The following is a 15,417-nucleotide window of genomic DNA, read 5'->3' as shown; positions in this document are numbered from 1 at the left end:
CCGAATGTCTTCCTAAATATGTAAACGAATGAATGGGAGCTATTGTTGCAACGATGCAAAGTTTCTAAGGATCTTCTCCATCTCCATTTTTGACTGCTCGAATTGTCGTTGACGATTACCGTTCGCGCCGGATGGGTGAGGAAATCCCCATAAGATTTGTTCCTCGCTGATCTTATTTTCGCTTAGCAACCGCATGAATACCGTTTCCACCGCTTTTCCTAACGGAATAATAAGCGGAGTACGGCACAAGGCGTGAAGCTCACTGTTCATTAGTTGATAGGCATAGCTATATAGCAAGGCGTTTTTGGAAAGCTCTGGGTTATGGCCGCTGTAATTTTTCTTGTTCACAAAGACGGGATAACGAAGCAAGGAAGTTGTTTGAAGCAGCGGGGAACCGTCTTCAAACAATGCTTTGCTGTCCGCAAGTCCGTAATACGCATGCAATTCCAATTCATTCAGCATGTGGATCAGGTTGCTTCGCATGGACCCGGCAAATCGCGCAGCCATTTTCGCTTCTTTGCATATTTCTTGCGCGGATTTGTTCTCGAGCATAGCCAGCTTCGCTGTTCGTATCGCGATCTCCATTTGATTCCAGCCTGGAGTGAGACCAACGATCATGATTTGGGCTGTGGGATTGCAGTAATCGTTGTGCGGAGCATAATACATCTCTATTGGCCCTTCCCGTAACACGTTTAATTCCGGAACCAGCAAGTCATCCGGCGAGTATCGGGGCTTGAGCGGCAATCCGCGAATAAATGCTTCGTACTTTTCAAAATTCGAATTGATAAGCATGCTTCCCTATCACCTTCCTCTCTTTGGAGTCACCCGCTTCTCTTATCTTGATCTTGCGTAGAAGATCGAAATTTATTCGAATCGTAAAATGCCATTCACAAAATAACGCCAATCTCCTGCCCTCATGGCTTGGAGATTGGCGTTTGTATCTTAATTTTTCTATTTTTACTTTTCTATTTTAACTTTTCTATCTTAAATGATTTCTTTCCTTTTGGACAAATGAATATAGAGAATAATTCCGGTAATTGCGCATAATGCCGCGCATAAGCCAATGAATCCGTAACCGGCTTGAAGACCGCGAAGCAAGCTGTTTGGTGAATTTTCGCCGACTATATGCTTGACAAGCTCCGTAACACCGCCAATCAGATAATTGCCGATTACGCTGCCTAAGCCCATCATGGTGACGGTAAAGGTGATCGCCGTATCGCTGCCTTTCGGATAGCGCTTTGCGATAAACGCCATTACGGTCGGATAGATCATCGCAATGCCGATGCCGGAAGCGGCAAACAGGAACGCAACAATCTCGCCGCCTGCTATTGCGGCAAAGGTGCATAAAGCCGAGAACCCGGAAAAGATGATGAGAGATAGGACGAAGCCTATCCGGTCCGTCAGCGGACCAAGCAGCAGCCTGGCCAGCGCAAAGCATAAGAAGAAAATAGACAACATGCCGGAAGCATTTACGGTATCCCAGTTATATGCCTTCTCCAGGAAGTTAACAAGCCAGCCGCCAACGGCAAGCTCCGAAACAACGCCAAACGTCAGGACAAGCACCATTAGCCATAGTACCCGGTCTCTTAGCAAGGTCTTTAGAGGAACGCGGTCTTCATGCGAGATATCATCCCCCGGGAACGTACTGAACATGGCGATAAGAATCGGGATCACCGACAACATTAGCATCGCCAGGTACATTCCGCGCCAGTCCAGCGTATGCCCGGCAATCGTCAATTTCATCAGGCCGGTTGCGATAAGCGGCGCAACCGTAGAGCTTAAGCCGTAGAAGCCATGCGTCATGTTCATCATGGTGCCGGTATTTCTAACGAAAATCCGGGCGCTTAGAATAGCAAGACCAATCTCCAGCATCCCGTTGCCGATATACATAAGGAAATACGAAGCCGAGAACATCGAGTAATGATGGGAGAAGAAGATAAGAATGCCGGAAAACGCCATTGAAGCGAATGCGGCAACGGTAACCCATTTAATTCCCCATATTTTCGTCAAATAGGCGGTAAACGAACAGGCTATCAAATAACCCAAAGCGTTTAAGGATAATAAGGTTCCAAGCTGGGACTCATTCAGCATAAAGTCGAATTGAATGCGCGGTATAGCCGGACCCTTAATATTTTCCGAAAACCCGAAAATAATGAATCCGATAAATATGGTTGCCAGCTGCATGGCGTAAATCTTGTTGAACTTGCCTATACTTTTTTCCACTCTTCGCGTGCTCCTAATCTGTTATCTTTTCTCCGTGAGCTGCAGCCGGTACGTAAGGCTTTCCAGCGTAGCCGTTACAAGTCCCGTCATGTACTCCCGATGCGTGTTGTTCTGCATAATCAGCTGCGGCATATGCTCCTGAGGAATATCCTTCAGACAACCCTCCTGCAGATCCTTCAGCTGCGACTCGCGCGGCAGCTCGCCCGTTATCGCGATGGTTACCGGATTAATGATGGCAATAATCGAGGTTAGCGTCATAACCGCCAGCCGGATAAAGCCTTCCTCCGTATGCAGCTGCCTCAGCTGCTCCTCTCGCGCGATGCCGAATGGCAGGAACGATACCTCGCCGCCAAATGTCGTGTTACCCGACAAAATCCGGCCGTCCACGATAAAGCCGGCTCCCGGAAAATGATTCTTCGGAAAAGTCACCACGGCAAACGTCTTGTCTTCTTCAAAATTTTGAAGATGGTAGAAGCCGTAGACCGTCATGTTCATGTCATTCTCGATCGTAATCGGGATCCCGTACTTGTCTTCCAGATAAGGTCCCACAGGCTGTCCGGCAAGTGCAGGCACATCGCATACGCCTATCACTCCCCGGTGAACAACGCCGGGTATACCGATACCGATGGCCTGCACATTCTCATTGTCGTTGATTAGGCCTTCAATTAACCGATCAATAACATCCGTGTCGATGCGCGGCAGCTCCAATGCCGTCTCGCTGATCGTCTCGCCAAGTAAATTCACTATGCTGTAGCTGATGGAATGAATGCCGCCTTCCGTCCTGACAAGCAGACAAATGACGCAGCCAAAATTGGCGTTGTATCTGTATTGTTTAGCAGGTCTCCCGCCATTTGCCCCATCCGGCTCAAGTTCAGTGATCTCGCCGATGGCAAGCAGCTCATTCAGAATCGTCCCGCAGGTAGCCACGCTAAGCTTGGTTAGTCCGGCAATCGATGCTTTTGTCGCAATCCCTTGCGCCTTCAAAGCGTTTTTGACCAGTTCCACGTTCATCTTTTTCACTTGAATCGTATTATGCGTGTGAGATGACATGCTCTCACTCCTTTTAGCAAACACTTTTTAAAACATTTTTAATAAGTGGAGTATAAAGTCCTCTGACCCATAAGTCAACAGGGAATATAGGAAGACAAAATAAAAAACCGCGGTACGCGGTTTTTCGTCTTACGTATCTTATTCGGTTCCGATCGTTACTCCCAGCTCTTTCAATCTGCGCCGGTAAGCGATGGCGACGCGGTCGCATTTGAGATGCAGCTCCGCCTGCAGATCGAGCGGCAGCAGCTCCGGCTTTTGCTCCTCGACAATTCGTTTGTCCTGCTCGAGCAGCGTATTCTGGAAATCGATAAATACCTGATCCGGAACGTCCGGCGCATAGTTGCGGAGCTGCAGCATAAACGCCGTGCAAGTCGTTTCAGTCTCCGGCAGTACGATCAGGAACAGATGAAAGATCTCGTCGGAGCCTTCGCTGCCCTTCACCAGCTTGACGCAGCATGGCGTATAGATCTCATAGATATACCGGTTGTCGACGCCAATCCCGCGTCCGTCCGGGTCGGGCTGATAGACGACAATCTCATCCGTCACTAGCGCTCCATCCACCTGATGTACGTTATAGTCATTAATCTCGGCAAATTCGCTGTCGCCAAGCAGCCCTTCATGCACAAACATCAGATGCGAGACATCCAGGAAATTCTCGATGACACGCGGGGCGGATGCTTGAACCGGATAAGGTCCCATCCAGATCGGCAGAAGCCCCTCCTCTATTTTCCCTTCAAGCGGCGGGTAATCCTCTCTTGGCTCTCCTAGGCAGACCCAGACAAAACCGTACCGTTCCTGACATAAATAAGTTTGCGTTTTCGCTTTGAGCGGGATCGCCTGCGACTTAGGCAGGGCCGGGATGCAGACGCATTGCCCTTCGCCGTCATACCGCCACCCATGGTAAGCGCAGACGATCTCGTCGTTGTCGACGCGGCCAAGCGACAGCGGGACGCCGCGGTGAATACAAAGGTCTTTCATGGCTTTAACGCCTTGCTTCGTGCGGAAAATGACAACCTTCTCTCCCAGAACGATGACCTGCTTGGGAGTGTCGCTGACATCGGCGGCAATCGCTACCGGATGCCATTCATGCTCAAGTACGGGATCTTTTCTAATCATGCCGGCCACTTCCCCTTCTGTCTTGGACTATTGCGGTATGGTCCCTTCTATGCCTTTGACGAACCAGTTCATGTTCAAAATCTCGTCTACGGTCATCTCTTTGCCTTGCGGCACTTTCTCCGTTCCGCTCTGATCGGCGATAGGTCCGTTAAATACGTCGAAGCTTCCTTCCAGAATCTCTTTTTTCTTCGCTTCGACCAGATCTTTGACATCCTGCGGCACGTTCTTGCCGAACGGCGCGATATCCGTAATGCCGTCCTTCATGGAACCGAAATAGCTTTCGGACTTCCAAGTGCCATCCATAATGGCTTTTACCGTCTGCACGTAATAAGGACCCCAGTTCCACTTCGGATTGGATATATAATAATCCGGCGCGTATTTGCTCATATCCGAGTCATTGCCGATTCCCCATACCCCGCGTTCGGCGGCAGCTTGAATGCTTGCCGGCGAATCCTGGTAAGCGGCCAAGACGTCTACGCCTTTGTCGAGCAAGCTTGTTGCAGCCTGACGCTCGGCTGTTGGATCAAACCAAGTATTGCTCCACACGACGTCTACCTTCGCTTCCGGGTTAACGCTTTGTACGCCTAGCGCAAACGCGTTGATCGTATAGATGACCTCCGGAATTGGATAAGCCCCGACATAGCCGAGATGATTGTTTTTCGTCATTTTGCCTGCCGCCATCCCAACGAGATAAGCGCTTTGGTATTCCTTGCCCAGGTAGGTGCCAAGATTGTCGGCTGTTTTGTAGCCGCTTGCGTGAAGAAACTTCACATTGGGATGCTTCTTGGCTACGGCAACCATCGCATCCATGTAGCCAAAGCTTGTGCCAAAAATAATATCGTTCTTCTCGGCAAGCTCTTCGAATACGCGCTCCGCGTCTGCCCCTTCCGGTACATTCTCAACCGTAGTTGCCGTAAGGCCAAGCTCTTTCTCCATCATCTTGCGGCCTTGATCATGCTCGTAAGTCCAGCCTCCGTCCCCCGGAACGCCAAGGTAGACAAAAGCGACTCTAGGCTTAGTCTGGTCACCGCTTGCGACAGCACGCGCGTCCGTTGAATTCGTCTTTGTTTCCTTCGAGCAAGCAGCCGTAAAGACAAGCAATGCTGCCGCTGCCACCATAATGAGCTTCTTCATGCCAAGACCCTCCCCCAATTTGCCGAACGAATGCAACCTAATTTCGGAAAGCTTAGAGGTAATATAGGTCATCGTTATATTCACGTCAATATTACTGACATCAAATATAGATGAGATGCTAAAAGAGGTTCGATAAATTGTGCTTGGTGCACATTCCCATAAAATCCACGTCAGGTTATGTACAATAACTCTCTCTTGGTTTGCATAAAAAAACACCTCATGGTATGAGGAGTTCCCCTAACAATAAATCCGGAGAGATTTGCTTGAGATGATGCTCTAAATGCTCTAAGTAATCTTTTATCAGCCATTCCAGCGTATGCGTCTCGCCGTTAGGCAGTTGGATATGGCATGAAGTTAACGTATCAACGGGTACTGCCGAAATCACTCTCACCATCGATCTGTTCAGGCTTTCCCATAAGGCGATAATTTCTTCTGCCGGCGCCGATGCATATTGCTGCGCTTCAACCCAATTGTCCTGGTTATATGGAGTAATAACGTATAGTCCTGCGGCAGTCGGAGCCTCAACGATCCTTTTGCAGTTGTTGATCGCCGAATCGCACAGATGTCCGAGAATTTGCAGACTGGACCATTTGCCAAGGGCTCGCGGCGTTGCCATTCTCTCCTCGGACCAAGCTCTTAATTGCAAGGGTACGAATTCCACGTATCTCCCAAGTTGCTCGACGGTTTTCGTTATCATCTATATCGCCCCTTTTTCCGTAGTTGCTCCATTATATCAACTATCGCTCAAGAGCATTATGGAGAGTATTCGATGGTTAACTTCAAGAATTTTGATAATAAAAAAACCTCCCGAAGGAATGTCGCCATTCCACCAAGAGGTTATAAGCTATACGCTATACCTTACAAGCCCAGTCCATCAAACGAAGAGACGTCTTTACCATCCACGTCAACGTGTAGGGTATCGCCGGCTTGCGGAATCAAAGCCCAGATATTCGGCAGATAACGGGGAATATTATTGCGGGAAGAAGGAATCGTAATGTTATCGCCGTTAAAATACATCGAAGAGGAAGAACCGCCATCCATGCACATGGCATTTACCGCTCCACGCTCGTAGAGCAAATCCTGTACTTCTTTGATGCTAGCGCCAACGGAACGGGTTTGACGGCCGTCAATCACGACGAAAATGATGCTGCCGTCGGCTTTTTGTCCAATTGCCGTACGCGGCCCCCAGCCCCAACCGCCGTCGCCTTCAACCATTTTTTGGCCGTTTACGATAAGCTGCGGCTTGAAGCCTGCTGCATATTGTACCCCTAGGTTAACCAGCTCATTCGCGCTGTACTTGCCCGTAATCATGACGCCATCTTTCGTTATGCCAGCAACAAATTCTTTTGTATTCTTATTCTGGCTTTTGATAACGCCGTCTTCAATAACGACACCGGTAGAAGCTCCGCCGTTGCCATGCCCATCCAAGTCGACAAAGCCACTCGCGTTAATGGCGGCAAGGGCTTTGGCCCGCTTCGCGATAACAAAGATTTGTTCGCCATGGTCACTCAGCTTTGAGCTAACGAGCTTTACCCGATTCGGATTGGAGATCGTAATGACTTTTCCTTTGTAATAATGCGTGGGATTGGTGTAACTCTCAATCGACTCCACGTGCACATACAAATCCTTATCGGACTTAACGTTCACCATGCCACCTAAATTGCCCGATCCCGATGCGCTGTTCACATAATTCGGATTATTTATATTTTCCAGCATAGCGTCCAAGTCACTTTGGGGTAAAAAAGTGTACTTCGCCCACTGCCGGTGTTGTGACGATAAGATGGTCTCCGCCGCCATCGCCCGAAGACGATATCCGGAATCTGTAAAGAACATAAAGATACCCGAGATAATCGCCCAAACGAGAATAAAGACACCTACAATACCAAAAAATTTCTTCACAAGTTCCATCCTTTCTTTGCGGACTTCACCCTTTCGATGATAGCCCATTATAAATGCAACAGCTGCGTAAATACTAGAAGTAAATATTATCAGTACAACCATTACGATGACATCCACATCTATCAGACGTAACAAATCGATAAATAAGTGCAGTTTTTTGCAATTTTTTTGTTGTAAATTTTCCCATAAAAAAAGCAGCCTCGCGTTTCGAGACTGCTTAGCGTAATCATTCAACTTAATCTATTAGTCATGCTCCTCCAGCCAAACATCTTTGAAGTCAATCCAGCCCAATGGGTTCAGGTTCACACCTCGTACGGAAGGATGCAAATACGTGCTTAATCGTCTGTGGTGCAGGAAGGATACCACCGCTTCCTCACGGAGTCGCTCTTCTATTTCTTTGAGCACACGGCGTCGTTCATTCAAGGAATCGACTGCTACAGCCAGATCGATCCGGCCGATTATCCACTCTGTCCTCTCCGAGTCAAAAAAGTTCTTCATCACACAATCTCGATGCTCGTAAGCCTCGATTTCGCAAACTTCATCCTCCGGAAATACGAGCCCGGTAATACAGAAGTCGGCTTGCATTAAACAATCGTAAGGCAGCTTCTCCGTCTGAATTCCCCAATCGGCCAAACGGTTCATCACCCAAGCGCCGTCCTCCTCGTACTTCGGATGAAAAGCAAAGCGTAAAATGTCTCCGCCGTAACCCGATTCACGCAAAAGAGTGCGAATCCGCTCAGGCTGGATTGGCTCAAGCTCCAGCGAATCATTCTGCTGCGGCCTAAAGCCAAACGCGGGGAACGCCCTTTCGCCGCCGAGCTCATCGATCATCTCCTGCGGGTGCAACATCCGGCGTACGGCCTGGCGGAAGGACTCGGACTGCTGCGGCCCTTGGGCAGCAACATTCCAATTCAGAAGAACGCAGCCCTGGCAGATCTTCTCGAGCTCCTGCCACTCTTCCTGCGTGCTTTCGCGGTCCATCCTCATCGTATCCAGACTATGATGTACCTTCGCAAGCTTATCGAGCTCTTGACTGCAGTCCTCCGGCATGATAACGACTTCCACTTCATCCAGATAAGGTCTGCCTTGAAAATAAGCATCATAGGCATTCAGCCGAATTCGACCGTTCATCCACTTCGCGAGCTGGAATGGCCCCGTCCCAACCGGCTGATTCCAAAACCTCTCCTCTTCCATGCCCGCAAATTCGAACGGAAGAATACCTGCAGCTGCCGAACACATAAATCGGTCGAAGATCCGGTTCACCCGGTTCAGCTTAATCCGCAGCACGCGAGAACCAATTGATTCTATGCTTTTAACCTCGCGCAACAGCCAGCTGTTCGCCGTTTCCCCCTGAAGTCGCTGCATAGTAAACTGTACATCCCTGGAGGTAAGCTCCTGGCCGTTATGGAAGCGAACGCCTTTACGGAGATAAAACGTCCACTCCGTGGCATCCGGATTTGAACTCCACGAATGGGCAAGCATCGGCACAATCTTCTCCAATTGCTCGTCAAACCTTAACAGCCGGTCAAAAATCTGGCGAGTCAGGTGGGAATCAAAGGAATAAAGCAGATCGGCCGGATCAAGCGTCACGGGTGCTTTTAATACGGGGAAGATTAGTGAATCCCGACATTGCTCCCCTTCACCGGTCTCTTCTTTTTTGTAGCCAAATTGATTGTCTAGCCATTCCAAAAACTTGTTTCGGGCATTCGTACCGTTGCCGTATTGTGTAATTAGATCGAAAGCCCGCTTGTAATCTCCTTGTTCCGCTGTATGGGCGGCAAACTCCAATAAATAAGGTTCTTTGGCGGCATGAAATGCGATTCTGGACCGGTGGCCTCTGCCGACTCCCGGAAGCCACTCAATCAGCTGTTCGCTTTGCAGCTTTTTCGGAATAAGCTTGGCATTGCGCGGCGTGCAGTATAACAATTCGGATAATTCCTCAAGAGTAACCTCGATAGGCCCCGCTCCGCCTCCAAAGCGTTCATATAACGTAAGATATCTCTCATCCAGCAACATGTCTGCAGTCCTCCCTAGCTTTTATCCAGGATAAGAAGTTGGGGCAAGTATACACTTCTTCCATGCGTTTGGGTAGCATAAAAATTACACCTCTTACATAAAAAAGAGGAGCCTCGCAGCTCCGCTTAAAATAATTACCTATAAATGAACCAGGAGACTAGAAAAAGTATGGCGCCAAGAACAATAACCGTGTAGAAAAAATAAGAGAACCACCGCAATGCCTTTGGCATGCTTTTTAAGTCCGCCCGTTGGCTCGGAACCCCCATAATCTTCTGATAATGATCCGTAGCTTCATTGAAAGATACGACAGTGGAAGAAGCCGATGATTCCTCTTTCTCCCATTCTTCCTTCTCCTTCATCTTTGATCATCCCTTTCATTGGTAAATGCAGCATCTCTATAAACGCCTGCCCTCTGGCTTACTCTCTTCACACTATATTCGGCAATCGGCAATCAACTTCCTTTAATTTCCACATTATGATCCTCGAAAGTCGACTGCAATCGGACAAGCAAGATCCCTGTCGGAAATTCTTCTATCGGTCAGGCTTAAAGAATATTTATATACAATGCTGCTTGAAAGATAACTTGCCATCCCCCAAAAAAGGAGGTATCCACACTCGCAATGCCAGCTACAATTACGGGAATCGTTTTTAACGATGTGAACCATGACGGAGTATTTACCGCTGGAGAGCCCGGAATACCGGGTGCATTTGTCGTGCTGTTCAGCAGTACCGGCAGCACTTGCACTTCCGTTCAAACCGATGTGGCCGGGAACTACAGCTTTTCGATCTTGGCAGCGGGTACGTATACGGTGTATGAGACCGTCGGCAATCCCGGGGCCACCTGTCCCCCGGTTGCTTTTTCCCAGCCTGCAGGTTTTACCATGTCCAATGGACCACGCAAAATAACGTTAACCGTTACGGCGGCACAGGTTACGGGAAACGCCGTACTTAGCGGCAACAATTTCAGTCATGACACGATTAATAACCCGCTGGGTTGCACCACAAGCATGATTCAATTCTCCGGCCGTCCTTCTGTCTGGTACAACATTAATATCGTTACGGGCACAGCCGTCGTCCAAGGAACCGTCAGTCCGCCTGTCGATATTAACGGCATTGGCTATAATACGATTGATAATTACATCTATGGCTATGATCAATTAAATAACCGTATCGTCCGCGTAGACAACAACGGAAATGTCATCACCCTGTCTCCCCTTCCGCCTGGCCTACCGGCAGACACTTACAATGTCGGAACATTTGACTTGAATGGATTCCTTTATTTGTTTGTTAATAATGAAACGAGATTTTATGTCATTGATCTTCGCCCGAATTCCTCGACGTTCATGAAGCTGGTCAATCCGGCTAACGGCTTTTTGGAGCAGACCAGCAACTTTGGAGTAGCCTTAAGCCGTGCGCTCAACTCCAGCGACTGGGTATATCGGCAGCAGGACGGTAACCTGTACGCCATTACGCCAACCGGGCTCATGCAGCGGATTGTTCCCAATACGGGCACAATCACGAATATTACAACTACTCCATTAAATACGGGACCTTTTGGTGCGGTTGCTCTAGATGCAACAGGCACAATTTATGCCATTTCGAATAACGACGGCACTATATACCGTTACACCATATCGGGGAATACTGCTGCCGCAAGCCGCTTTTCTTCAACGGTCTCTTCCTCCTTCAACGATGCCACGATGTGCGCTCTAGCAACTATTAATCTGGACTTTGGCGATGCGCCGGATGTTGCTTCGGGCAATGGGCCGGACAATTATTCTACGCTGCTTTCCTCCGATGGCCCCCGCCACGGTCTCGTTAATAATCTGTTTCTTGGCACGAGAGTTACGGCGGAGACCGATGCTCATCAGAATTTTGACGCAACCGGGGATGACTTGACGCAAGGCATCCAAGACGATGGTCTCGCCATTCCCCTGCCGCCATTGATTGTAAATATAGGATTTTATTCCTTCCCGGTGACCGTGACGAATACGACAGGTACATCGGCAAATCTGTATGCGTGGGTAGATTTTAACGGCGATGGCATTTTCCAAGTAGATGAGGCTTCTCCCGTATTGACGATTCCTTCGATTCCCGGCACTCAAACCTATGAGCTACATTTTTTTCCCCCCTTTGGCGTGACGCCAATCCTGGATCATACCTTTGTTAGACTGCGTTTAACAACCGATACGCTGGTGAATGCGAATCCGCCGGGACAGCTTGCGGATACCAGAAGCTTAGGGCCGGCAACCGACGGGGAAGTAGAGGACTATATTGTTTTTGTCCAGAAAGCTATTGAAATCTTTATTAACAAAACCGCTGAGCCTACGGAAGCATTACCGGGGCAGGTCATCACCTATACCTTCTCGATCAAAAATCCGGCGCCGTTTCCGCTAACAAACGTTCGTATTGAAGACTCGCTTCTTGGCCTGGTCGATATCATCTCTTTCCTTCCTCCCGAATCGACCGTGGAGCTGCATGCCACATACGTTGTTCCGCCCGGAACGCCAGCGGGCTCCGTTATCGTGAACACGGTATTTGCGATATCGGATCAAACCCTCCCGGTTCAGGATCAAGCTGAAGTGATCGTGCTGCCTGATTACCAGTTATCTATTACTAAATCGCCTGACCGTCTTACCGTTCCTCCCGGCGACACGGTTACCTACCGGATTACCGTCGCCAACTTATCAAATGCTCCCGTAACCAATGTTATCGTTAAGGATGATCTTGTTGGCTTTACGGATGTAATCCCATCGCTTGCTGCCGGGGAATCCCGCTCCTATAATGTACCGTTCCTTGTTCCTGCCGGCACTTTAGCAGGCACCGTCTTCAACAACCTGACGGTTGCTACTTCCAATGAAGCGCCGCCTGTATCCGATACCGCAACGATCGTCGTTCCTCCGATTCTGGAAATTTATCTGGTCAAATCGGTTAATCCTCAGGTTGCGGCTCCGGGAGAAACCGTACTCTATACGATAAACGTAACGAATGCGGGGAATGATAGACTCACGAATATCCGCATCACCGATCCCGTACTGAATGTTGACCAGATCTACGAGGCGATAGATCCCGGAGACTCGATCATCGTTACTGTTCCTTTTGTCATTCCGGCTAATGCCCTGCAGGGCGAGACCATAGTGAATGTCGCATCCGTTACGACGGACCAGATTGGACCCGCCCAGTCGGATGCCGTTGTAAAAGTGCTGGGACAGCCCGCTATCTCTCTCACCAAATCGGTTTCACCTCCGCAGGCTGCGCGAGGGGATCAAGTTACGTATACTTTGGTCATTGCAAATAAGGGAAATACGGTTCTTTCCGATGTTCGGTTAACAGATCCTTTGATTGGACTAGACGAAGTGATCGGCACTTTGGCGATTGGAGAGGAAAGGACGCTCAACATCCCGTTTATCGTCCCGGATTTGTCCGTAAATCCAATCGTAAACACAGCTGCCGTATCGGGTACATTTGAGACATTAACGGTAACGGACATCGATGAAGCTTCTTTGGATATATTAATTCCTGAGCCTTCTATCGCGATTAATAAATCAGTTGACCAGACCCAAGCAATTGCTGGCAGTACGGTCCTTTTTACGTTCACCGTGACCAATACCGGAAATACAGCGCTGACCAATGTCGTTATTAACGATCCTCTTCTTGGCTACATCAATACGATTGCCGCACTTGAGCCTGGCGTATCCGTCATCGAGACTGTCCCGTTAACGATACCTCCTACTGCCGCAGCCGGAACAATCATTAATAACACGGTTATTGTTACTTCAACGGAAACCCCTCCTCAGGAAGAATCGGTAATCGTAACGGTAGTGGGAGTTCCCGAGCTCTCGATTACGAAGACGCCAAGCGTGGAAAACGCGCTGCCAGGTGCTACTGTCACCTACACCATTACGGTTACGAATACCGGCAATGTTCCGCTCACCAACGTTATTGTTCAGGATGCTTTGCTGGGCTTAAGTACGGTTATTCCAACTCTCGGAATAGGAGCCTCTCAATCGTTTACGCCATCATTCGTCATTCCGGTTGGCACGCCAATAGGAACGGTTATTCAAAATCGAAGCACAGCCGCTTCCGATCAGACCGATACGATAGATACCACAGCAAATGTGCTTGTAGACCCGTTGCCTCCGGTTATGACCGTTACCAAAACACCGGACAGGGAAATTGTTGCTCCCGGCGGCACCGTTACCTATACGATTACGGTTGCTAATGCGGGGACGGTTGTATTGACGGGTGTTGAACTCAGGGATGATACCATTGGCGTGGCCAGCGATATCGGTACGCTTAACCCCGGCGAGAGCCGGACGCTTGTGTTCCTTTACGTTGTACCGTCAAGCATCCTGCCGGGTACAGTTATTGTGAATACCGCCGTTGCCACCTCCGATCAGTCCAATCCTGAAGAAGGCACTTCTACGGTAACTGTAGATCCAACCGCATTGCTTCAAATCAGCAAAGTTTTTGAGCCGGCCGAGGCACCCCCGGGTCAGACAGTAACAGCCATCATTCGCGTTCAGAATACGGGAAATGTGGAATTAACCAACGTCATTGTGACGGATGCTGCTCTTGGACTAAATTCGGTTATTCCAGCTTTGCCCGTTGGCTCGGTCTATACCATTCCGCTTCCGTTTATCGTGCCTATCGTCCAGGCAGGAACCATTCTTACCAATACGGCAACCGCGACGTCAACAGAGACGGGAGAGACTTCTTCGACCGCAACGCTTACCGTGCAGCCTGAATTTGTTCTTAGCTTGACCAAAAGCGTCGAGCCCTCAGTCGCTTTGGCCGGAGATACGGTAACCTTCACCTTCCTTATCCAAAACAATTCAAACACTTCGCTTACTAATTGGCGGTTCATGGATGAATTACTGGGAATTGACGAGACTGCGGATACAATTCCGCCCGGATTCACTATCCAGCTATCCCGGACATTTACCATTCCTGCAGGTACTCGCGGCGGAACCGTTCTCACCAATACGGCCGTTCTAAGTTCGAATGAGACACCTCCCGTTACCGCATCCGCCAATGTGACCATCCCGGCGGATCCAAGACTGGAGGTCACGAAGACCGTATTTCCACCAATCGCGTTGCCTGGAGAAACCGTCTTCTTCCGAATGCGCGGTCAAAACACGGGTAACGTTCCGCTAACGAACATCCGTGTTTCCGATCCGTTGCTTGGCATCTTTGCTACCGTCGTCTCGCAGGACGTTGGCGAAGCATTGTCGCTTATTATCCCGTTCACCGTTCCGGACAACGCGGTGCCGGGCACGCCGATTGTGAATACGATACTGGCGGAATCGTCCCAAATCGGCCTGGTACGCGCCGACGCGGTCCTTCGGGTCATCGGACCACCGCTTGTCGTAACGAAAAGCGCCGATTCTCCTACGATTTTTGTAGGCGATAAGGTTAGATTTGCAATAACTGTGGCTAATGTGAGCGATCTGCCGATTAATGATGCGGTCCTTCACGATGTGCTGCAAGCGGGAACCTTATTTGTTCCGGGCAGCGTGGATATTAACGGCAGGAACGTAAGCGGAGCGGATCCGGCACAAGGCATACCGCTTGGCAATCTGTCTCCCGGCCAATCGCTGACCGTCAGATTCATAGCCGAGCAGTCCCTTCTGCCGCCGGATGAGCAGGTCGAGAACCAAGCCTCCGTCAGCTTTAGAATCGATGATTTATTGAAGAGGCTTACCATTCGTTCCAATCTGCTTGTTCTGCGCGTGGAGCAAGAGGAAGAGTAAGAGTCTGTGGCGCCGTCAGGTCATAATACTGATGGCGTTATTTTTTTGAACAACGGCTAACGAAACTACATATCGCTATTTGCTTGAAATAGGCGGTGTGGAAATTATAACGAAACCTGGTAGCGCTATTTACCGATTATCAGCATGATAATGCCTGAAAAAGGGCAAATAACGATATGACGTTTCGTTAGATTCCAGAGGCGGCCGCATTTGGGCAAATAAGGAT

The 15,417-nt window shown here is 49.3% G+C and carries 10 protein-coding genes; 1 reads left to right on the top strand and 9 read right to left on the bottom strand.

The features are described from left to right. Window positions 1–39: 39 nt before the first annotated feature. The 9 genes from PGL01S_RS05600 to PGL01S_RS05560 all read right to left on the bottom strand — a co-directional run bounded on the left by PGL01S_RS05600 (window position 40) and on the right by PGL01S_RS05560 (window position 9,797). The gene (locus tag PGL01S_RS05600) at window positions 40–792 is read right to left on the bottom strand and encodes a hypothetical protein (RefSeq protein WP_244935517.1); all 753 of its coding nucleotides are present in this window, start codon (window positions 790–792) and stop codon (window positions 40–42) included. A gap of 192 nt (window positions 793–984) precedes the next feature. Then, complete coding sequence (locus PGL01S_RS05595) at window positions 985–2,184, bottom strand: MFS transporter (protein ID WP_127492397.1); 1,200 nt, start codon at window positions 2,182–2,184, stop codon at window positions 985–987. 60 nt (window positions 2,185–2,244) lie between these two features. Continuing rightward, complete coding sequence (locus PGL01S_RS05590; protein ID WP_127492283.1) at window positions 2,245–3,273, bottom strand: ROK family protein; 1,029 nt, start codon at window positions 3,271–3,273, stop codon at window positions 2,245–2,247. Window positions 3,274–3,411: 138 nt separating this feature from the next. Further along, window positions 3,412–4,389 carry an aromatic ring-hydroxylating dioxygenase subunit alpha gene (locus tag PGL01S_RS05585; protein ID WP_127492281.1) on the bottom strand — a complete coding sequence of 326 codons (978 nt, stop codon included), beginning with the start codon at window positions 4,387–4,389 and terminating at the stop codon, window positions 3,412–3,414. Between the two features lie 27 nt (window positions 4,390–4,416). Continuing rightward, window positions 4,417–5,523, bottom strand: a complete 1,107-nt coding sequence (locus PGL01S_RS05580; protein WP_127492279.1) for a BMP family ABC transporter substrate-binding protein — start codon at window positions 5,521–5,523, stop codon at window positions 4,417–4,419. 217 nt (window positions 5,524–5,740) lie between these two features. Next, on the bottom strand, window positions 5,741–6,220 hold the full coding sequence (locus PGL01S_RS05575) for a DinB family protein (RefSeq protein ID WP_127492276.1): 480 nt from the start codon (window positions 6,218–6,220) through the stop codon (window positions 5,741–5,743). Between the two features lie 161 nt (window positions 6,221–6,381). Further along, entirely contained in the window at window positions 6,382–7,422 is a 1,041-nt protein-coding gene (locus tag PGL01S_RS05570) for a phosphodiester glycosidase family protein (protein ID WP_164775386.1), read from the bottom strand. 243 nt (window positions 7,423–7,665) lie between these two features. Beyond that, complete coding sequence (locus tag PGL01S_RS05565) at window positions 7,666–9,438, bottom strand: SgrR family transcriptional regulator (RefSeq protein ID WP_127492272.1); 1,773 nt, start codon at window positions 9,436–9,438, stop codon at window positions 7,666–7,668. A 134-nt stretch (window positions 9,439–9,572) separates the two neighbouring features. Continuing rightward, complete coding sequence (locus PGL01S_RS05560; protein ID WP_127492270.1) at window positions 9,573–9,797, bottom strand: hypothetical protein; 225 nt, start codon at window positions 9,795–9,797, stop codon at window positions 9,573–9,575. A 261-nt stretch (window positions 9,798–10,058) separates the two neighbouring features. Between PGL01S_RS05560 and PGL01S_RS05555 the strand changes: the two genes are divergently transcribed. Continuing rightward, window positions 10,059–15,191, top strand: a complete 5,133-nt coding sequence (locus PGL01S_RS05555) for a CLIPPER-2 domain-containing protein (protein WP_127492267.1) — start codon at window positions 10,059–10,061, stop codon at window positions 15,189–15,191. Window positions 15,192–15,417: the final 226 nt, after the last annotated feature.

It is taken from the genome of Paenibacillus glycanilyticus NBRC 16618 (genome assembly GCF_004000805.1).
GTDB lineage: Bacteria > Bacillota > Bacilli > Paenibacillales > Paenibacillaceae > Pristimantibacillus > Pristimantibacillus glycanilyticus.
This window is presented reverse-complemented; position numbering and strand designations above follow the sequence as displayed.